An 18,333-nucleotide genomic window follows, 5' to 3' on the forward strand; every position below is an offset into this window, starting at 1 on the left:
TTTTTATCAGCAAAGGAGGTTGATAACCGCAACCATTCAATTTTTTGATCTCTTTAGCGGAATCGGCGGATTCCGAGAAGGCTTAAGACGTGCAGGGGGATTTACCTGTGTCGGACACTGTGAGGTGGATACTTATGCGGATAAGAACTACCGATTGCTGTTTGACACAGAAGGGGATGTACTGGTCAAGCTTTTTGGTAACACTTTGTTCGGAAATCATGCTCTATATCGAAACTCCATTGGTGTCATATAGTTATTCGTTGAATGAGGTCTCACATAGTTGTACCAGTTAATGTATGCTGTATCTGGTAAAGAAGAAACAGGTATTTATAAAGGCTTTAAATATGAAGAAACCGGAGTAGAAGGTGCTGAATTCGAAGTATATGCCAAAGATACCATCTATTCACCGGACGGAGCAAAGGACGAAGCAGGAAATCCAGTTGTCCGATATGAGAAAGATGATCTGGTAGCCAAACTGACTACAGATGAAAAGGGAATGGCAGTTATCAACAATCTGCCACTGGGAACTTATTATCTGAAAGAAGTTGTAGCAGGAGAGAATTTTGTCTTGAATACAGAACAGAAAGAATTTACCCTGACAGCAGAGGATGATACACAGGCAGTTGTTTATGAAGGTGTTACCTATAAAAATGAAAGACAGAAAGTTTCCGTATCGGTAGAAAAGAAGGATTCTGTTACAGGAGAAAGACTGGAAGGAGTCATCTTCGGACTGTATGCCGGGGAAGATATCGTTTCTAATCAGGGAGAAGTTCTTGTAGAGAAGGATACCCTGCTGGAAAAGAAAGCAACCGACAATAACGGAAATCTGACCTTTGACAGTGACCTTCCACATGGAAAATATTATGTCAAAGAGGAAGTCAGAAAAGCCGGATATCTTCCAAATGAGGAAGCATGGAATGTAGACGCAACCTATGAAAATCAGAATCTGGCAAAGATTGAACTGAACAAAGAAGTTGAGAATCAGCCGACAGAAACACGTATTACCAAAACAGATGCAACAACCGGAAATGAGCTGGAAGGAGCAAAATTGCAGGTCATTGATAAAGACGGAACTGTTGTGGAAGAGTGGATTAGTACGAAGGAAGAACATGTCATTTACGGACTACCGGAAGGAAGTTATACCTTAAGGCAATGGGGGAGTCGAGGACAAATACAACGCCAAAAAACAAAAGTATAAGAAATCAAGGAAGAATGTGTCGTTGATATCAGATACATACGGCTGTAGGGAGAAATCCTTTACAGCCGTATTGATGTGATATCAGCAAGCATATCAGGTAACAAATTATGTATTACACAAGAGAATATCTCAATAGAGCGCATCGAGAAATTGATACTATTTTCCGAGTGCTGTTCCCGGAACATGGAATGGCAGTAAGGGAAGAACAGATTATGTTATGCCACGAAATGCTGGATAACCTGCTGGGAAGAAACATAGCACTGTGTGACGCGGGTGTCGGTATCGGCAAGACGTATGCCTATCTGGTGGCCTGTGTTCTGATGAGAAAATATTCCCTCCTTGCAGAAGGATGTTCCCCTTATGAGCAGCGTCCGGTCGTGATATCCACTTCCAGCATTGCACTCCAGAAAGCAATTCTTACAGAATATATCCCTTTTCTCTCCCGGATTCTTCAGGAGAACGGGACGATTCAGGCCCCTATTAAAGCTGTGATACGAAAAGGGAAAGAGCATTTTGTCTGCGATGAGAGATTAGCGCAACGAATCGTTGCAATCAAAGAGAAAAATAAAAATGCATTGCAGAAAGAAGCGCTGCTGTCTCTGAGAGAACACTACGATATGGATGAAGTGTCCAACTTAAGTGGGTTTGACAGAAGGATGGTAAGCGTACCCAAGTTCTGTTCAAAGGAATGCCTGAAAAAAGGTTCCTGCCGGTATCAGCAGTATCTGGAGCGTTCCAGAGATCATGAAATGTTCATTCAGATCTGTAATCACAATTATCTGCTGGCTGATGGTTATCACAGGCTGCAGGATTACCGCCCGTTATTAAAAGACTACCGAGCATTGATTGTCGATGAAGCACATAAGCTGCCGGATGCGGCAAAGCAGATGTTCGGGAAGAGCCTCTGTTATGACGATATCCGAGAAATCTGCTTTTATCTTGGGAAAGAGTACCAAGGCCCGGAGATAAGAAAACTGTCCGGGACGATCCGGATGGTGCTGGATGTGATAGGAGAAAGCCACAGAACCAGATATGGGATAAAAGAAGAATTCCACATGACAGAAGAGTGTGCCATGTATTTATATGAGGGGATACAGACCATGAATAAGATCATAGAAAAATTAGAAAAGAAGATTCCAAAGTGGATCAGAAACAAGCTGGAAGAAACCAAAAGTGTGCTGGAATGCTTTTTCCATCAGGATAAGAAGTATGTGCTGCATCTGAAGCAGGACCATGACCACCGGATTATATTGTGTGCATCCAGCAGACGGATTCCACAGTATCTGGACCAGATGTTATGGAGCAGAGGAATGGGAGCAATCCTGACAAGCGGAACTTTAAAAACCGGACAGGGATTTTCCCACATTCGGAAAATGACAGGATTACAGAGAGTGCGGAGAGTCCGTGAATATGTGGCAGACTCCCCGTTTGAATATCAGAAGAACTGTCTGTTATATCTGCCCAAGAATTTGAAAAAATGCAGAAGAGGAAGTCAGGAAGAGGCAGAGATGATAGCAGGCCATATCCATTCATTGATCTGTTCGACTTACGGGCATACGCTGGTGCTGTTCACGTCTTATCATTTGATGGGAAACGTTTACCAGATGTTAAGGGATGAGATTCCGTTCCCGATGATAGAGGTGTGGAGACATTCACCGGAAGAGATCACAAGGTTTAAACAAATGGACAATGCTGTCCTTTTTGCAGCCGGCTCCTGCTGGGAAGGAGTAGATTTCCCCGGAGATATGGTATCCTCGTTAATCATTGTGAGACTGCCCTTCGCTGTTCCAGATCCCATCAGCGAAGCACAGAAGAAGGAATATGCTAATCTGAAAGAATACATTCAGGCAGTGATTGTTCCAGACATGCAGAAAAAACTAAGACAGGGATTCGGACGTGCGCTCCGCACAGAGACAGACACCTGTGTCGTGTCCATCTTAGATGAGCGAGCAGGAGAAGAAGGAAGATATCATGAGGAAGTGATGTGCGCACTTCCGAAGTGCAAGATGGCAAAAGACATCAAGGATGTCCAGCATTTTATCAGAAACCGGAAGAGTGTGGAATATTACCTGTAAATACCCGTGGTTTTGCTACAATAACAGCGAGTTTACGACGAAATGTTTGGTGGTATTTCTGGGGTGTTTTCGGTGGAATTGGTGGTATTGCTGAATAGCTATTTGAACATGAAGTGGGTATACTGTGTATAGCGTTAGAGGAAAGGCGGTGAGTAACATGAAACGATACAAAGTGGAAACGCAGAAAGAAGGATCAATAAGATATTTCTTCATCCGGGATATGGAATCGTTAGAAATCGTGTTGCTGCCAAGTAAATATCTGATGCATCAGGTCAGGGCGAATCGTTCTCCGAATACAATACGGAGAAATGCATTCGCTCTTGCCTATTATTGGGAATATCTGCTGGAAAACGAAAAGAAAGCAGAAGATATCTATGAGATGGATTACGAGACACAATATGATTATTTCGCAGAATATCTGAAATGGCTGAAAGCCGGAAAGCATACCGACAATTTAGAAAAAGGCCCACAGAATAAAACCTGTAACGCTTATTTAAAGGAAGTGTTCAGGTTTTATTGTTTTTTAGAAGCAGTCCAAAATAATGGTTCTTATTTATCTGTTCTTTCTTATAATCAGCCTATAACAAAAGCAAATGCTATCGGAGTCAGAAGAACTTTGCGTTCCAGATCCTTTAAAGGCTATCTGAAAGAAGAGGAACGTGATGTAAGGGCAGCTGAAAAGAATGAAATTATTACGATTCTGGAAGCTTGCACGAACTGCCGGGATCAGGTGCTGATTTTACTGACATCCGAACTTGGATTCCGTATCGGTGAAATTTTAGGAATTGATTATACGAAAGACATCGATTATGAAACGCATGAAATCCGGGTGAATTTCCGAGAGGATAATGAGAACAATGCAAGAGCGAAGAATGCAGAAGAAAGACGAGGGCGTGTCAGCGATGATACTTTTGAATTTCTGCTTTATTATATCGGAGAATACTGGGATATCCTGCAAAAACAGGAATATCTGTTTATCAATATCAAAGGGGATACAGCAGGAAAACCGATGAAGGTCGACAGTGTTTACGATATGTTTGGGAGGATGGAGAAAAAGACCGGAATCAAGATCACCCCACACATGCTTCGGAGATATTACGCAAATACCAGATGGGAAGCAGACTGGCCGTTGGAGATGATCAGTCAGGCATTAGGACATAAGCATCTGGACACAACCATACGATATCTGAATGTTTTAGATGATAAGCTCAGAGAAGCGAGTCAGGAATTTTACCGCCGATATTCCAATCTTTATAATGTCAATCAATTTTTGGAAAGCAGGAGGTGAAAATAAATGCCGGCAAGATTGTATGCCTTTGTGCCGGAAGAGCAGAACCTATCCAATGCAGAGCGGGAACAACTGATTGAAGGACTGGAACGGGAATTAGATGAATATTATGAACAAAAATGTGGAAAAGGCAGTCTGGAAACATATTTGATTCAGAATGAGATCTGGCACTTGTCAGAGATCAATTATCAGGTGAGAGCCGGATATCAAAAATATCTGAGAGAATATTATGTAGATTCGACGGTGCGTAATTATCTGCTCGGAATAGATCGTGTAAAGTTGCGGCTGATCATAGAAAATGCGCAGACCTTAAAAGGAAAGTGGAATGCCCGGAATCATCCGGAGCTGCTCCATGACATTCTGTTCCTGCGGTATCATCCCAATCCGGCGATTGCAAAACGATATGAATATACGACAGATATTAGTAAGCTGGTCTGGGATTTCAGGGCAAAAGGTTCAGATATATGCAAACAGCAGATTTTAACGGTTCTGGAAGATATCATGCAACAGAAAATAACAATGAAAGAATGCACAAGACATCTAAACGGATTGAAAAGTGTATATGAATTTTGCATGCAGGAACAGATTGAAGATCTCAGATATCTTACACAGAAGCAGTTCGACAAAATTGAAAACTATGGGGACACGGACTATAAAAAGAAATGCGCAAAACAGGAGCTTAGAGCATGTCAGGAATATATTTTCTGCCATGCAAAAAATATTGCATGGGATTCCACGGTCTGGTTTATGGAAAGACTGTATCTGGAAGAATACCGGGTGAATCCGTCTAGTCCTGTAAAAACGATTTCTTTTATGAATATAGAAAAGAAGGATGACCGGGAACTGGTTCAAGAGTATATGAAATACTGTCTGGGTATTACCCATCTGGCATTGCATGTAATACAAAAGGAGTTTTATAAACTTCAAAGTTTTGTTATCTGGCTGGAAGACACAACCGAAATCAGCTTGAAACAGGTGTCAGAAAATGAAATAAAAGAATATTTTCAAATAATTGACTACAAGGAAGCAAGCTATTTCAATGATATTATCATAGCAATCTATCAGTTTTATGAATATCTGCAGACGAAAAATATCATAAAAGAAGTTCCTTTTAATTACCAGTATTATCTGAAAAAGGAAATCCTGCATCATAATGACCGGAGTGTAGAACAGGAAACCTATGAAAGTATTTTAAAACATTTAAAAGATTTTCCGGAAAAGCCGAGATTGATTTTACTGCACTCTATGCTGTTAGGACTGAGAATCAGTGAAGTATGCTGCCTGAAAGGGAATGCTTATTACTGGCAGGGGAGAGACGCCTGGATACAGGTATATCAAATAAAAATGCGGACATATAAGCGAATCCCCATCCCGGAAATTCTATATAAAATCATGAAAGTATATATAAAAAAATACGGGATTGGTGCTGAGGATTATATTTTCCAGAATCAAAAGGGAAAAGCATATCATTACTCCAGTTTTCGATGGAGTATGAAGAAAATATTTAATGAAAATCATGAGCTGTTTCAGGAATATAATTTCAAATCCCATGATTTCAGGCATACGATAGCAACCATGTTTTATGAAGATGGAGTGCCACTTCAAAGTGTCAGAGATTATCTGGGACATGATTATGAAGAAATGACACAGCAATATGTGGACTATATGCCGAAGAGAATTTCCAAAGCAAATCAGGAACTTTTCGCAAAAGAAGGAAGCAGTCTTGCTTCCGGAATAAAGAGGTGCAAGCGTGGAAAATAGATTTTATATCAAGGAACTGGATTCTTATCAGAAAGCAAGTGATCTCAGCAAAGAACGTATGGGAACAAACCCCAATTATGATCTGGAACTTCTGCCGACAAAGCAGATGCAGGAAGAAATGTGGGAGTTCCTGCAATACAGAGGTAAAAACCTCGTAGCAGAAAAATTTTATACAGAACGAAGATTTTACCATCATTTATGCAGGATGTTGAAAGAAAAAAACAACCGGCCGGAGAGTTTTCTGGACTGGGATAAAGAAAAATGGATGCAGCAGATGAAAATCTGGCTCCTGCAGCAAGGATTGTCCCTGACAGCACCATTTAAAAATAAGTGTGGTGGAAGAGGAACGCAACGTGCCAGAACACTGGGGTATATAGAATGCCTGATTGATTATTTAACCGACTTAAGAGATGCGGATGTAAACGAAATAACAAAAGATGTCTGGAAAATTGAAAAACTTGACATACAGGTGAAGCAGGATTTGATACGTCCAAGAAAAACGATATCTTTTACAGGAATCAGTCAGCCAGAGTTGAAGGAAGAAATTAAAAAAGCAGTATATTTTCAACTGAGAATAGAAAGCCTGGAGACTGTAAAAAAGGAACTGACAGCCATCCGAAGATTTTCCAGATATCTGAATGAGCATAAGAAAAATGTAAAATCCTGCGCGGATTTTGACAGAACGATTATCGAAGAATATCTGGTATATATGAAAACAGAGGATACAGGAACAAAAAGGTATCGATCAGAGATAACAAGGCTTCGATCAATCCTCAATATGGTAGCAGATATCTACCAATATCCACAGGCAAAAGATCTGATATTGAACAGGGATATTCCGCCAAATATCAAAGCAGAATTTAAGGTCTACTCAGATGCAGAATTAAAGAGGTTTAATGAGTTCCTGGTAAAAGTAGATATACAGACCGCCAGAGTCATGACGATCCATCAGATGCTGGGAACAAGAATATCAGATACGCTGACATTGCAAACGGACTGTCTGATGGAACAAAACGGTGAAGTACTGATAAGAATTTACCAGATGAAAACACATTTTTATGAAAAACCAATCAGTCAGGAACTGGCTGCTTTGATCAGAGAAGCCATCCATTATACGGAAGAAAGATATGGAAAATGTAAATACATTTTTACAAATGAAAATGACCATACAAAACCGATGACCTACTCACTGATCCAGGGAAGAATTACAGCAGCAATTCATCGGGAAAATCTAAGGGATGATAATGGAAATTATTTTACATTCGGCACGCACATGTACCGGCATGTCTACGGAGTAAAGCTTGTAGAAATGCATCTGGATGACTGGACGATTGCAAGGTTGCTTGGACACAAAAGTCTGAAGAACGTAAAATATTATAGAAAAATGAGTAACCAGATACTGGCAAATGACACAAGAAAAGCAAGAAACAGGTTATCGCAGATGGTTCTGGAATGTCTGGACGGATGGGAGGAAGAGTATGAACAAATACGATATGATGATAGCTTGTAACCGGAAAACAAGTGAGGAAAAAGTAAACCGCGCAGTGACAGAAATCCGACAAATGCTCACGGACAGAGAAAAGGTAACTGTACCAAAGTTAGTAAAGCGGACAGGGTTATCCAGAGGATTCTTTTACAAGAACGAAACCGTCAGAAAAGAAATGGACCGGGTATTAGAACAGCAGGCCGGAATGATTGATCCCAAAAGATACATCGGGGACATTGTGATGAAAAACCGAATCGAACTACTGGAGCAACAGGTCCGAGAATTAAAACGAGAAAAAGAACAATTGGAAAAAGAGAACATTAGATTGCAAAAAGCGTTGAATAAAAAAGATTTGAATCTACTAAAAAATCTGTAATTAAAATAAGAAAATAATCTGCAACAGCCGGGAAAACACTCCCGGTTGTTGTGGTTAGAATAAAACACTAATCCATGAGAAAGGAACAGACTTCTCACAAAAATGAACACAATACACTGAAGTGTTTCCCGTTAGAGCCAGTGTTTACAAGGGATAAAGGAGGGCTACCCAATTTTATGGATGAGCCGACAGCGGGGCTTGATCCAAAGCAGAGAATTGCCGTGCGCAATCTGATTTCAGAAATTGCTTTTCAGAAAATCGTACTGATTGCCACTCATGTCGTGACCGATGTAGAATTTATTTCTAAGGAAATTGTTCTGTTAAAGGACGGGCAGGTGATAAAGAAAGCAGAGAGAGAAACTCTGACAGCGAATTTGGAAGGAAAAGTATATGAAATAAAAGTTCCGGTTTCAGAATTGAAACGGATACAGCAAACTTATCTGGTGGGGAATATTGTAAAAGAAAGAGAGTGGATATATGTAAGAATTGTTTCCGATACATTGCCACAGGAAAAGAATGTTACAATTGTACGTCCGTCTCTCGAAGACGTGTATCTCTACTATTTTCGCGAATAGGGGGTGTGTCGTATGTGGAAATATGAATGGAAAAAACTGTTGGGAAATAAAGCAATTTTAAGTATGATTATAGGTTGCTTTTTGCTCAACGGTTTTCTCGTATTCCGACAGGGAACGCAGTATGACGAGGAAAAAAGGAGTTCTCCGGACAATATACACCGAATTTACGAAGAGATGGACTCAATAGAAAATAAGCAGGAATGGCTTCAAAAGGAAATTGAGAAAGAAGAAAATGCGGAGGATATGGGGAACTATGCCCGAAGAAGTGCGCTGATATACGTTTTGGAATCTGTGGAAGAGGTAGAAAATTATGACGGCTATTTGGAAAATATTAAAATACAGGCAAAGCGTATAAGCCGGTCGGCTCTGTTTTCCGATACGGATTCATTTTCCAAAAGAAATGCGAGCCAAATTCCAAAAAAATATGATAAATTTGAGGGAATGACTTTGGAGGTGGCAGATTCACAGGGGGTTCTGTTGGCAACGCAGTCTGAGATGACCGATGTTCTGTTTGTAGTTTTGGCGGTGCTGCTCACCTACTTTTTTATCAGTATGGAGAGGGAAGAGGGGACGCTTGCCTTTGTTCGATGTACAAAAAACGGTGGCAGAGAATTGGGTGTGAGAAAAATTTCCATTATTTTGGCGGGAAGTCTCGTGGGAATGTTGCTTCTCTATGTGCAAAATTTTATTATTATGGGAAATCTGTACGGCTTTGGAAATTTGGGAAGACCGGTTCAGTCGGTAAACGGATTTATCGGAAGTGCGTGGAAAATTAATTTAGGACAGTACTTTCTCCTGTTTTTATGTGGAAAACTTTTTGTCGCCTGCGTTTTTGTGGGGGTAATTACATGGATTTGTCTGAAAGGGAAAAATATTCTTCGGACAAGTGTTGCCTTAGTGCTTCTTGTCGGTGTGGAATGGGCGTTTTATTCAAACATCCCGTCAAATTCATGGCTTGGTATTTTGAAATGGTGTAACCTGTTTTCGTTTATCCGAACGGAAAATTTCTTCCAGACATATGAGACGGTCAATCTGTTTGGTTATCCGGTATCATCGGTAATTGTCTGCTCGATTGCGGGAGGAATTTTATTTATCATTTGCATTGTACAGAGTATTCTGTGCTATGAAAAAGTGAGCCGGGGGGAGTACGCTCAAAAGAAGGAAAAGAAAAAACGTGAAGGAAGACAGACAAAGGGGCATGGAATATTCTTTTATGAGTTCCGCAAAGTAATGTGGATTAACGGTGCGGGCGTAGTGCTTCTGCTCTTTACGATTGGATACTTTATGACGGTGTCCGGGGAAAAAATATACTTTTCTCAGGACGAGTTGTACTATAAACATTATCTGAAAGAACTGGAAGGGGAGATGACCGCAGAGAAAACGGAGTTTATTCAAAAAGAAGATGAAAGAATTAAAAAACTGGAGGAAAGTGAGGAGTCCTTTGACAAGGAGAGAATGTTACAATGTAAACCTGCATTTGACCAGGTAAAAGTGCAGGCGGAGAGAATCGGTGAAAAAGGCGTTTTCTTAAATGAAATCGGTTTCAATTATCTGTTTGATAAAACTACCTTTATAGGGAGAATCGGATTGCTGCTTCTCATCATTATGCTAGCATTCTTTCAGACATTTGTCATGGAGCAGATTGCGGGAATGGATACGGTGTGGAACACTATACCGGAGGGGAGAAAGAAAATTCAAAGACGAAAATGGGTGATTTTAATTGTGTCCGTCCTTCTGTTATCTGCTTTTATAGAAGGAATGTTTATCGTACACGGAGTAAAAGGGCAGCAGTTGTCAGGACTTTCAGAACAAATCAAATATATTTCCGCATTCGAGGGATTTGGAAATATGCCGATTGCGGTTTATCTGTTTTTACGTTGGGGTTTTGAGTGTCTTGCGGGAATAGGAGGACTGATTGTAATTGCCGGCGTTTCCAAAAAAGTGAAAAATACTGCGACTGTTCTCCTAGTTTCGGGAGGCATTGCAGGTTTGTTCTATCTGTGTATGCGATTTATTATCATATAAAATACTTGCGAAAAGGCAGAGAAAAGAGATATAATAAGAAAAAAATAAAGGATTCTTCAGGGATATGTGAAATTCATTACCGGCGGTAACAGTCCACGAGCCATGAGAATGGTTGATTTGGTGTAATTCCAAAACCGACAGTAAAGTCTGGAAGAGAGAAGAAAATCGTTTTGTGTGTAAGCAGAAAACTCCCTGAGTGTATAAACTTTTGGGAGTTTTTTATGCAAAACTGGAGAAGAATTCCTTTTAGAGAAGAAAGGAAAGAAAAAAGTGAGTACAAAAAAAGTAAATGCAAGAAAATTGGTAAGTATTGGTATGTTGTCAGCGGTCGCTGTTATTTTAATGCAGTTTGAGATACCGCTCCCATTTGCCCCGGCGTTTTATCAGATTGATTTCAGTGAGATTCCCGTTTTAGTGGGGAGTTTTGCTCTCGGTCCTTTGGCGAGTGTGACGATAGAGTTCGTCAAAGTGCTGCTAAATATGCTTATCAGCGGAACAACAACCGCAGGTGTAGGCGATGTGGCTAACTTTTTGATTGGCTGTGGTCTAAGTGTTCCGGCGGGTATCATTTATCATCAGATGAAGACAAAGAAAGGCGCTTTTATCGGAATGATAGCGGGTACAGGGTGTATGACAATACTGGGCTGCTTTTTAAATGCATATGTACTTTTGCCTGTCTATGCAAAGGCATTTGAACTTCCGATTGACAGTCTGATTCAGATGGGAACGGAAGTAAATGACTCCATAACGGGACTGGCAACCTTTGTTATTTTTGCCGTTGCACCGTTTAATCTATTAAAGGGAGTGCTTGTATCTCTTGTTGTTCTGCTGATTTACAAAAAAATTAGTCCTATCTTTAAAATGAAGAGATAAATGGAAAAAAATGTGTTATAATAACAGATATGAAAAGTCAGAAAACATAAGGAGTGATGGAAATGAAACTGATATTTGCGGTTGTACATGCTGAGGACGCCAAAGGTGCAGCGAAAGAGTTGAATAAGAAACAATTCGGAGTGACAAAATTATCGAGTTCGGGAGGATTTTTGCGGAAAGACAACTGTACGCTGATGATAGGAACAGAGGACGAAAAAGTCGGAGAAGTAATGGACGTATTGAAAGAAACATGCGCGAAGAGAGAAGAAGTTGAGATTGTAACTCCATATCTGAGCGAAGGTATGCAGATACCGAATTATGCATACACTCCGATTAAAGTCGAGGCAGGAGGTGCGATTGTTTTCGTTGTCGATGTGGCAGAGTTTTGGAAAATTTAAGAGGGCAAAGTTGTAACGAATGTATAGGTGTGCTATAATTTTATGGCACATCTATTTTTAAAGTGAAAAGAAACGGTAGGGAAGAAAGATGACGATAAAATTTAAAGTAAACATGACAGACGGGGTAATGTACGACTTTTTGCTGTACCACAATTATACGAGTATGACAGGACTTATAGGTAGTATTTTAGGTGTTTTGTTGTTGGGTGTTGCCATAACGAAAGGAATGGCGGGAGACATACAGACGGCAGTTCTTTTCTTTGCCATCTCCATATTTGTGTTGATGTCAACGCCGATGACATTGAAGGCAACGGCGAAAAATCAGGTAAAAAATACACCGATGTTTCAGGAACCCTTGGAATATGAAATTTCAGAAGAAGGAATTACGGTTTCACAACATGAAGAAAGTGCGTTGAATGAATGGAAAGATTTTGCAAAAGTGGTTTCCACAAGCAAATCGCTTATTCTTTATATCACGCGCGTGAGAGCAATTATTTTGCCGAGAGAGGCAATGGGCGACGATTATATGAAAGTGGTGGAAATGATTTCTAAAAATGTACCGGCAAAAAGAGTGAAAATCAGACATACAAGATAGAAAAGGAAGAACGATGATAATAGAGACAAATAATGCGAAAGAAACATTTGAATTAGGTGTACAGATTGGAAGGGAAGCGAAAGCGGGAGATGTATATACTCTTGTCGGAGATTTAGGAGTGGGCAAAACCGTATTTACGCAGGGGCTGGCAAAGGGATTGGAGATTGAGGAGCCGATTAGCAGCCCTACATTTACGATTGTACAGGTATATGAGGAAGGACGGCTTCCGTTTTATCATTTTGACGTATACCGCATAGGTGATGTGGAAGAAATGGACGAGATCGGTTATGAAGACTATATTTACGGACAGGGAGTATGTCTCATAGAATGGTCCAATTTAATTGAAGAAATTCTTCCGGAGAAGAGACGGGAGATTACGATTGAAAAAGATTTGGAAAAAGGATTTGACTATCGAAAAATAACGATTGCAGAAAGGGAGTAGTGATATGCGTATATTGGCGTTGGACAGTTCGGGGCTTGTGGCAACGGTTGCCATTGTAGAGGAGGAGCAGACAGTTGCGGAATACACTGTCAATTATAAGAAGACACATTCACAGACATTGCTTCCAATGTTAGATGAGATTGTGAAAATGACAGATATGGATTTGCAGACAATTGATGCCATAGCAATAGCGGGAGGACCGGGATCCTTCACCGGGCTTAGAATTGGCTCGGCGACAGCGAAGGGACTGGGGCTGGCTCTTGACAAACCGCTGATACATATTCCGACTTTAGAAGGAATGGCGTACAATTTGCATGGCAGTTCATCAGTGATCTGCCCGATAATGGACGCAAGAAGAAATCAGGTATACACGGGAGTATACCGTTTTTCAGAGGGGAAATTAGAAGTTTTGGAAGAGCAGACGGCGATCGCTGTCGAAGAATTGATACAGAAGTTAAATGAAAAGGGTGAGAAAGTCATTTTCTTAGGTGACGGTGTACCTGTGTATGCGGAACAGTTAAAAGAAGGACTTACGATACCGTTTGCATTTGCCCCTGCAAACATGAATCGCCAGAGAGCGTCTTCTGTAGGGCTTTTGGGAATTGAATATTTCAAGCAGGGAAAAACGGAGACGGCAAGGGAACATCAGCCGGATTATCTCAGAGTTTCTCAGGCGGAGAGAGAGCGGAACGAGAGAGAAAAAGCAAAGGAATCAAAGAACGCATGATAGTTTTGCAGGAAATGGAAGAAAAAGACAGTGGGCAGATAGCAAAACTGGAGCGGGAAATATTTAAAGACTCATGGACGCAGTCAGGGATTGAAGAGACATGGAGAGAGACTCATTCCTTCATTGTTGTGGCAAAGGAAGAGGACGAAGTGATTGGATACTGTATTGTATATTGTGTGCTTGACGAGGCTGAGATTGCCAGAATTGCGGTCAGAGAAACGAAAAGACACGAAGGGGTGGGGAGTAAACTTCTTGCGAAAACAGAAGAAAAATGTCGCAGGCTAAATGTGGAGAGAATGCTTCTTGAAGTTCGTGAGAGCAATGCCGCGGCTAGAAAATTTTACGCAAAACAGCAGTTTGCCGAGGACGGTATACGGAAGAATTTTTATAACAATCCGCGGGAAAATGCGGTTCTAATGAGTAAAATGATTTGTCTGCAATAAGAAAAAAATTTGCAGATATGGGAACACTTCCCACTGGGATTGGGACATACAACGGGCTATAATGAATGAGTACCCGAAAAAAATACGGCAGGCATTCGTAGGAGGAATTGTATGAAACAATATAAAACAAAAGAAATTTTAGAAGCAAAAAAAGTGATTTGTAATAAATGTGGAAAAGAAATTGTTGTGGAAAACGGAAGGTTATCAGAAGACATGCTTCAGGTGGAAAAAAGATGGGGATACCCGTCTGAGAAGGACAATGAGGTTCACGAATTTGATTTGTGTGAGCAATGCTATGATGAATTTACCGCAACATTTCTTATTCCCGTAGAACGACGGTAAGGAGACGAGAATGTTAGATGTATGTTTATTGGGAAGTGGAGGAATGATGCCGCTTCCTTATCGCTGGCTGACTTCACTTATGACGAGATTTAACGGCAGCAGTCTGTTGATCGACTGCGGTGAAGGGACGCAGATAGCAATTAAAGAAAAAGGCTGGAGTTTTAAGCCGATAGATGTCATCTGTTTTACTCATTATCACGGTGACCATATAAGCGGACTTCCGGGACTTTTATTGACTATGGGAAATGCAGACAGAAGGGAACCTCTTACCTTAATTGGTCCGAAAGGTTTGGAAAGAGTGGTGACGGCACTTCGTGTTATCGCTCCGGAACTGCCGTTTCCAATTAACTATGTGGAGATTGAAGGTGCGGAGCAGACTTTTGAGTTAAACGGTTATCGGCTGACCGCATTTCGCGTAAATCACAATGTACTTTGTTACGGTTATACGCTTGAAATAGACCGCGCCGGCAAATTTGACGTAAAACGTGCCATGGAACAGGAAATTCCAAAACAATATTGGAAATTTTTGCAGCGGGGCGAGACGGTTCGGGAAGACGGAAAGATTTACACGCCTGATATGGTGTTAGGAGCACAGAGAAAAGGAATCAAATTAACTTATACAACAGACACAAGACCGACGGAGTCAATCAAAACCCATGCGGCCAAATCGGATTTATTTATCTGCGAGGGAATGTACGGGGAAAAAGAAAAGGCGGAAAAAGCGGTGGAGTACAAACATATGACATTTACGGAAGCGGGAAAACTTGCAAAAGAGGCTGACGTGAAGGAAATGTGGCTTACCCATTATAGTCCGTCATTGACAAAGCCGGAGGAATTTATGGACGATGTAAGAAAGATTTTCCCAAATGCCAGGGCAGGAAAAGACTGTATGTCTGTGACGCTGGAATTTGCAGAAGAATAGAGGAGAAGTTATGAGCGAAACAAAAGATGTTTTAATATTAGCGATAGAGAGTTCTTGTGATGAAACAGCGGCAGCAGTTGTAAAAAACGGAAGAGAAGTGTTGTCTAACGTTATTTCATCACAGATAGAACTGCACAAATTGTACGGGGGAGTAGTTCCTGAAATTGCATCGAGAAAGCACATTGAGAAAATCAACCAGGTTATCGAAGAAGCGCTTGAGGAAGCAAATGTCACGTTAGATAATGTAGATGCAATTGGCGTCACATACGGGCCGGGGCTTGTCGGGGCGCTTTTAGTCGGTGTTGCGGAGGCGAAAGCCATTGCCTATGCAAAAAGAAAACCGTTGATTGGAGTACATCATATAGAAGGACATATTTCCGCTAATTTTATTGAAAATAAAGAGTTGGAACCGCCATTTATCTGTCTTGTTGTCTCGGGCGGTCATACGCATTTAGTGTGCGTAAAAGATTACGGTGAATACGAAATCATCGGGCGAACGAGAGATGACGCAGCAGGAGAAGCGTTTGACAAAGTTGCCCGTGCGATTGGTTTGGGGTATCCGGGCGGACCAAAGATTGACAAACTGTCAAAAGAGGGAAATCCGGACGCAATAACGTTTCCAAAGGCACATATCAATGACGCGCCATATGATTTCAGTTTCAGCGGTGTGAAATCAGCAGTGCTGAATTATATTAACGGCTGTCAGATGAAAGGGGAAACATTCAATCAGGCAGATGTTGCCGCATCTTTCCAAAAAGCAGTAACGGAAGTATTGGTGGAAAATGCCATGCGTGCGGTTGATGAATATGATATGAAAAAACTTGCCATAGCCGGAGGAGTGGCGTCAAACAGCACACTTCGTCAGGCAATGAAGGACGCCTGCGAGAAGAAGAAAATAGAATTTTACTATCCTTCTCCTATTTTCTGTACGGACAATGCGGCGATGATAGGTGTGGCGGCGTATTATGAATATTTAAAAGGGACACGTCACGGCTGGGACTTAAATGCAGTGCCGAATTTAAAATTAGGAGAGCGATAAAATGAGTAAAAAACCATGTACCGCGGTTGTACTGTCGGCAGGGCAGGGGAGACGCATGGGGACATCTGTACAAAAACAGTATATTCAACTGGACGGAAAAGAAATTATCTGTCATACACTGGAAACATTTCAACAGTCATCTGTTATAGATGACATTGTACTTGTGGTAGGAAAAGATCAGGAAGAATACTGTCAAAAAGAACTTGTGGAAAAATACCATTTTACAAAAGTACAAAAAATTGTGGTGGGCGGTGAAGAACGCTACCACTCTGTTTTTAATGGGTTGAGAGAAATTACACATCAGGGTTATGTTTTTATTCATGACGGAGCGAGACCTTTTGTGTCAGAAGAAATTATGCAAAGGGCATATGATGCTGTGTGCCGATTTGGAGCGTGTGTAGTGGGTATGCCTGTAAAAGACACGGTAAAAATTGCAGATAAAGAAACATTTATCCGTGAGACACCGAATCGCAGTTTCGTCTGGCAGGTGCAGACTCCACAAGTATTTCAAATTGACATGGTAAAAGACGCGTACGAAAAAATGATGAAATCCGGTTACACCCAGGCAACAGATGACGCCATGGTTGTGGAAAAAATGTTAGGGAAAAAAGTGAAACTGGTGGAGGGAAGTTACGAAAATATAAAGATAACGACACCGGAAGACCTTGATATAGCAAAAATATTTTTAATGAGGAAACACCATGACTAAAGAAGTGCACCATATCGAACCTGTATTTGATGAAAATTCCAGAATACTGATATTAGGAAGTTTTCCGTCCGTAAAATCAAGGGAGGGAAACTTCTTTTATCATCACCCGCAAAACCGGTTTTGGAAAGTAATAGCCGCAGTCACCGGGTGTGAAATACCGTGTACAATAGAAGAAAAGAAAACATTACTCTTGAAGAATCGTATTGCAATATGGGACGTAATCGCTTCATGCGAGATAGAGGGTTCAAGTGACAGCAGTATCAAAAATGTTGTCCCCAATGATATAGACAGAATTTTAAATATGGGAAAAATAGAGAACATATATACAAATGGTGGAACAGCAAGCCGGCTCTATCGAAAGTATTGTCAAAAGAAAACCGGAATGGAAGATGTAAAATTACCGTCTACCAGCCCTGCAAACGCCTCATATTCCCTGGAACGCCTGGTAAAAGAATGGCATATAATTACCGGTTAGTCATAGAAGTCTTTGATGCTTTTGCGCAGGGCTAACCGGGCGTGAAAATAAAAAACAAAAAAAGTGAAAAAAGGTGTTGACAATTAAATATATAGTGTGCTAGAATACATCTTGTCGCTGAGGTAAACAAGTGACACACACAAATAAATAAGTTATGCAGAGGTATCGAAGTGGTCATAACGAGGCGGTCTTGAAAACCGTTTGTCCGAGAGGGCGCGTGGGTTCGAATCCCACCCTCTGCGTTGGAAAAACTATCAATAACTTGATAGTTTTTTTACTGAAAAGGACAGCGGGGAGAAATACCCAAGTTGGCCGAAGGGGCTCGCCTGGAAAGTGAGTAGGTCGTTAATAGCGGCGCGAGGGTTCGAATCCCTCTTTCTCCGCTTTTGGAAATTCTTAAAAGAAATTTCAAAAAAGTGTTGACAGATGCGAGTGAGATATGATAGTATATCAAAGCACTTGAGAAAACAACGGTTTGAAAAAATAAAAATAAAAAAGTTGTTGACAAGTAAGAAAGATTATGATAATATAATCTAGCGTTCGACAGAGAACGACAGACAAAAAGAGAACATTGATAATTAAAC

At 40.9% G+C, this 18,333-nt stretch carries 19 protein-coding genes, 2 tRNA genes, 1 pseudogene and 1 riboswitch; all 22 genes and pseudogenes read left to right on the forward strand.

The annotated features are described in order from the left end of the window. A partial coding sequence (locus ACYQ35_RS10510) for a DNA cytosine methyltransferase (RefSeq protein WP_459833227.1) occupies positions 1 to 253 on the forward strand: 253 nt, incomplete at its 5' end. Between the two features lie 84 nt (positions 254 to 337). Next, positions 338 to 1,153 (forward strand): annotated as a pseudogene (locus ACYQ35_RS10515) (MSCRAMM family protein); the annotation flags it as partial. Between the two features lie 152 nt (positions 1,154 to 1,305). After that, positions 1,306 to 3,273 (forward strand): ATP-dependent DNA helicase, encoded by a 1,968-nt coding sequence (locus ACYQ35_RS10520; RefSeq protein WP_117468176.1) that lies wholly within the window; start codon positions 1,306 to 1,308, stop codon positions 3,271 to 3,273. Between the two features lie 157 nt (positions 3,274 to 3,430). Next, positions 3,431 to 4,561 carry a tyrosine-type recombinase/integrase gene (locus ACYQ35_RS10525; RefSeq protein ID WP_459833234.1) on the forward strand — a complete coding sequence of 377 codons (1,131 nt, stop codon included), beginning with the start codon at positions 3,431 to 3,433 and terminating at the stop codon, positions 4,559 to 4,561. A gap of 6 nt (positions 4,562 to 4,567) precedes the next feature. After that, positions 4,568 to 6,322 (forward strand): tyrosine-type recombinase/integrase, encoded by a 1,755-nt coding sequence (locus ACYQ35_RS10530; RefSeq protein ID WP_459833237.1) that lies wholly within the window; start codon positions 4,568 to 4,570, stop codon positions 6,320 to 6,322. Next, the gene (locus ACYQ35_RS10535; RefSeq protein WP_459833239.1) at positions 6,312 to 7,832 is read left to right on the forward strand and encodes a tyrosine-type recombinase/integrase; all 1,521 of its coding nucleotides are present in this window, start codon (positions 6,312 to 6,314) and stop codon (positions 7,830 to 7,832) included. The genes ACYQ35_RS10530 and ACYQ35_RS10535 overlap by 11 nt, the downstream gene beginning before the upstream one ends. Continuing rightward, entirely contained in the window at positions 7,801 to 8,184 is a 384-nt protein-coding gene (locus ACYQ35_RS10540) for a DUF6262 family protein (RefSeq protein ID WP_117468180.1), read from the forward strand. Before ACYQ35_RS10535 ends, ACYQ35_RS10540 begins: the two co-directional genes overlap by 32 nt. A gap of 176 nt (positions 8,185 to 8,360) precedes the next feature. Next, positions 8,361 to 8,759 (forward strand): DrrA family ABC transporter ATP-binding protein, encoded by a 399-nt coding sequence (locus tag ACYQ35_RS10545; protein WP_459833243.1) that lies wholly within the window; start codon positions 8,361 to 8,363, stop codon positions 8,757 to 8,759. Between the two features lie 12 nt (positions 8,760 to 8,771). After that, on the forward strand, positions 8,772 to 10,784 hold the full coding sequence (locus ACYQ35_RS10550) for a hypothetical protein (protein ID WP_459833246.1): 2,013 nt from the start codon (positions 8,772 to 8,774) through the stop codon (positions 10,782 to 10,784). A gap of 48 nt (positions 10,785 to 10,832) precedes the next feature. Beyond that, a riboswitch (FMN riboswitch) is annotated at positions 10,833 to 10,951 on the forward strand. A 103-nt stretch (positions 10,952 to 11,054) separates the two neighbouring features. Next, positions 11,055 to 11,657: an ECF transporter S component gene (locus tag ACYQ35_RS10555; RefSeq protein WP_459833249.1), complete on the forward strand. Its 603-nt coding sequence runs from the start codon at positions 11,055 to 11,057 to the stop codon at positions 11,655 to 11,657. Between the two features lie 62 nt (positions 11,658 to 11,719). After that, positions 11,720 to 12,055: a cyclic-di-AMP receptor gene (locus ACYQ35_RS10560; protein ID WP_009462528.1), complete on the forward strand. Its 336-nt coding sequence runs from the start codon at positions 11,720 to 11,722 to the stop codon at positions 12,053 to 12,055. Between the two features lie 88 nt (positions 12,056 to 12,143). Beyond that, complete coding sequence (locus ACYQ35_RS10565) at positions 12,144 to 12,650, forward strand: YcxB family protein (protein ID WP_459833252.1); 507 nt, start codon at positions 12,144 to 12,146, stop codon at positions 12,648 to 12,650. 13 nt (positions 12,651 to 12,663) lie between these two features. Then, complete coding sequence (gene tsaE / locus ACYQ35_RS10570; RefSeq protein WP_009462526.1) at positions 12,664 to 13,092, forward strand: tRNA (adenosine(37)-N6)-threonylcarbamoyltransferase complex ATPase subunit type 1 TsaE; 429 nt, start codon at positions 12,664 to 12,666, stop codon at positions 13,090 to 13,092. Positions 13,093 to 13,096: 4 nt separating this feature from the next. After that, complete coding sequence (tsaB, locus tag ACYQ35_RS10575; RefSeq protein ID WP_459833257.1) at positions 13,097 to 13,819, forward strand: tRNA (adenosine(37)-N6)-threonylcarbamoyltransferase complex dimerization subunit type 1 TsaB; 723 nt, start codon at positions 13,097 to 13,099, stop codon at positions 13,817 to 13,819. Further along, positions 13,816 to 14,262 (forward strand): ribosomal protein S18-alanine N-acetyltransferase, encoded by a 447-nt coding sequence (gene rimI, locus ACYQ35_RS10580; protein WP_459833259.1) that lies wholly within the window; start codon positions 13,816 to 13,818, stop codon positions 14,260 to 14,262. Before tsaB ends, rimI begins: the two co-directional genes overlap by 4 nt. A 111-nt stretch (positions 14,263 to 14,373) precedes the next feature. Beyond that, positions 14,374 to 14,604 carry a hypothetical protein gene (locus ACYQ35_RS10585; RefSeq protein ID WP_009462523.1) on the forward strand — a complete coding sequence of 77 codons (231 nt, stop codon included), beginning with the start codon at positions 14,374 to 14,376 and terminating at the stop codon, positions 14,602 to 14,604. A 10-nt stretch (positions 14,605 to 14,614) separates the two neighbouring features. Further along, a complete protein-coding gene (locus ACYQ35_RS10590) occupies positions 14,615 to 15,526 on the forward strand; it encodes a ribonuclease Z (protein WP_459833264.1) in 912 nt (303 codons plus the stop codon). A 10-nt stretch (positions 15,527 to 15,536) separates the two neighbouring features. Further along, positions 15,537 to 16,565, forward strand: a complete 1,029-nt coding sequence (gene tsaD / locus ACYQ35_RS10595) for a tRNA (adenosine(37)-N6)-threonylcarbamoyltransferase complex transferase subunit TsaD (protein WP_459833270.1) — start codon at positions 15,537 to 15,539, stop codon at positions 16,563 to 16,565. A gap of 1 nt (position 16,566) precedes the next feature. Continuing rightward, positions 16,567 to 17,274, forward strand: coding sequence for a 2-C-methyl-D-erythritol 4-phosphate cytidylyltransferase (ispD, locus tag ACYQ35_RS10600; RefSeq protein ID WP_459833275.1), 708 nt, complete (start codon positions 16,567 to 16,569; stop codon positions 17,272 to 17,274). Further along, positions 17,267 to 17,749, forward strand: coding sequence for a DNA-deoxyinosine glycosylase (locus tag ACYQ35_RS10605; RefSeq protein WP_009462519.1), 483 nt, complete (start codon positions 17,267 to 17,269; stop codon positions 17,747 to 17,749). Before ispD ends, ACYQ35_RS10605 begins: the two co-directional genes overlap by 8 nt. 156 nt (positions 17,750 to 17,905) lie before the next feature. Further along, positions 17,906 to 17,991: transfer RNA gene (locus ACYQ35_RS10610), tRNA-Ser, on the forward strand. Positions 17,992 to 18,042: 51 nt separating this feature from the next. Next, positions 18,043 to 18,132 (forward strand) — tRNA-Ser (locus ACYQ35_RS10615). The last annotated feature ends 201 nt before the right edge of the window (positions 18,133 to 18,333 follow it).

The organism is Faecalimonas hominis (assembly GCF_054660755.1).

What these genes read in the sequence shown, in the direction of transcription:
- ACYQ35_RS10520 (WP_117468176.1), top strand. Translation starts at nt 1,306, where the DNA reads ATGTATTACACAAGAGAATATCTCAATAGAGCGCATCGAGAAATTGAT.
- ACYQ35_RS10525 (WP_459833234.1), top strand. Translation starts at nt 3,431, where the DNA reads ATGAAACGATACAAAGTGGAAACGCAGAAAGAAGGATCAATAAGATAT.
- ACYQ35_RS10530 (WP_459833237.1), top strand. Translation starts at nt 4,568, where the DNA reads ATGCCGGCAAGATTGTATGCCTTTGTGCCGGAAGAGCAGAACCTATCC.
- ACYQ35_RS10540 (WP_117468180.1), top strand. Translation starts at nt 7,801, where the DNA reads ATGAACAAATACGATATGATGATAGCTTGTAACCGGAAAACAAGTGAG.
- ACYQ35_RS10545 (WP_459833243.1), top strand. Translation starts at nt 8,361, where the DNA reads ATGGATGAGCCGACAGCGGGGCTTGATCCAAAGCAGAGAATTGCCGTG.
- ACYQ35_RS10550 (WP_459833246.1), top strand. Translation starts at nt 8,772, where the DNA reads ATGTGGAAATATGAATGGAAAAAACTGTTGGGAAATAAAGCAATTTTA.
- ACYQ35_RS10560 (WP_009462528.1), top strand. Translation starts at nt 11,720, where the DNA reads ATGAAACTGATATTTGCGGTTGTACATGCTGAGGACGCCAAAGGTGCA.
- ACYQ35_RS10565 (WP_459833252.1), top strand. Translation starts at nt 12,144, where the DNA reads ATGACGATAAAATTTAAAGTAAACATGACAGACGGGGTAATGTACGAC.
- tsaE (WP_009462526.1), top strand. Translation starts at nt 12,664, where the DNA reads ATGATAATAGAGACAAATAATGCGAAAGAAACATTTGAATTAGGTGTA.
- tsaB (WP_459833257.1), top strand. Translation starts at nt 13,097, where the DNA reads ATGCGTATATTGGCGTTGGACAGTTCGGGGCTTGTGGCAACGGTTGCC.
- rimI (WP_459833259.1), top strand. Translation starts at nt 13,816, where the DNA reads ATGATAGTTTTGCAGGAAATGGAAGAAAAAGACAGTGGGCAGATAGCA.
- ACYQ35_RS10585 (WP_009462523.1), top strand. Translation starts at nt 14,374, where the DNA reads ATGAAACAATATAAAACAAAAGAAATTTTAGAAGCAAAAAAAGTGATT.
- ACYQ35_RS10590 (WP_459833264.1), top strand. Translation starts at nt 14,615, where the DNA reads ATGTTAGATGTATGTTTATTGGGAAGTGGAGGAATGATGCCGCTTCCT.
- tsaD (WP_459833270.1), top strand. Translation starts at nt 15,537, where the DNA reads ATGAGCGAAACAAAAGATGTTTTAATATTAGCGATAGAGAGTTCTTGT.
- ispD (WP_459833275.1), top strand. Translation starts at nt 16,567, where the DNA reads ATGAGTAAAAAACCATGTACCGCGGTTGTACTGTCGGCAGGGCAGGGG.
- ACYQ35_RS10605 (WP_009462519.1), top strand. Translation starts at nt 17,267, where the DNA reads ATGACTAAAGAAGTGCACCATATCGAACCTGTATTTGATGAAAATTCC.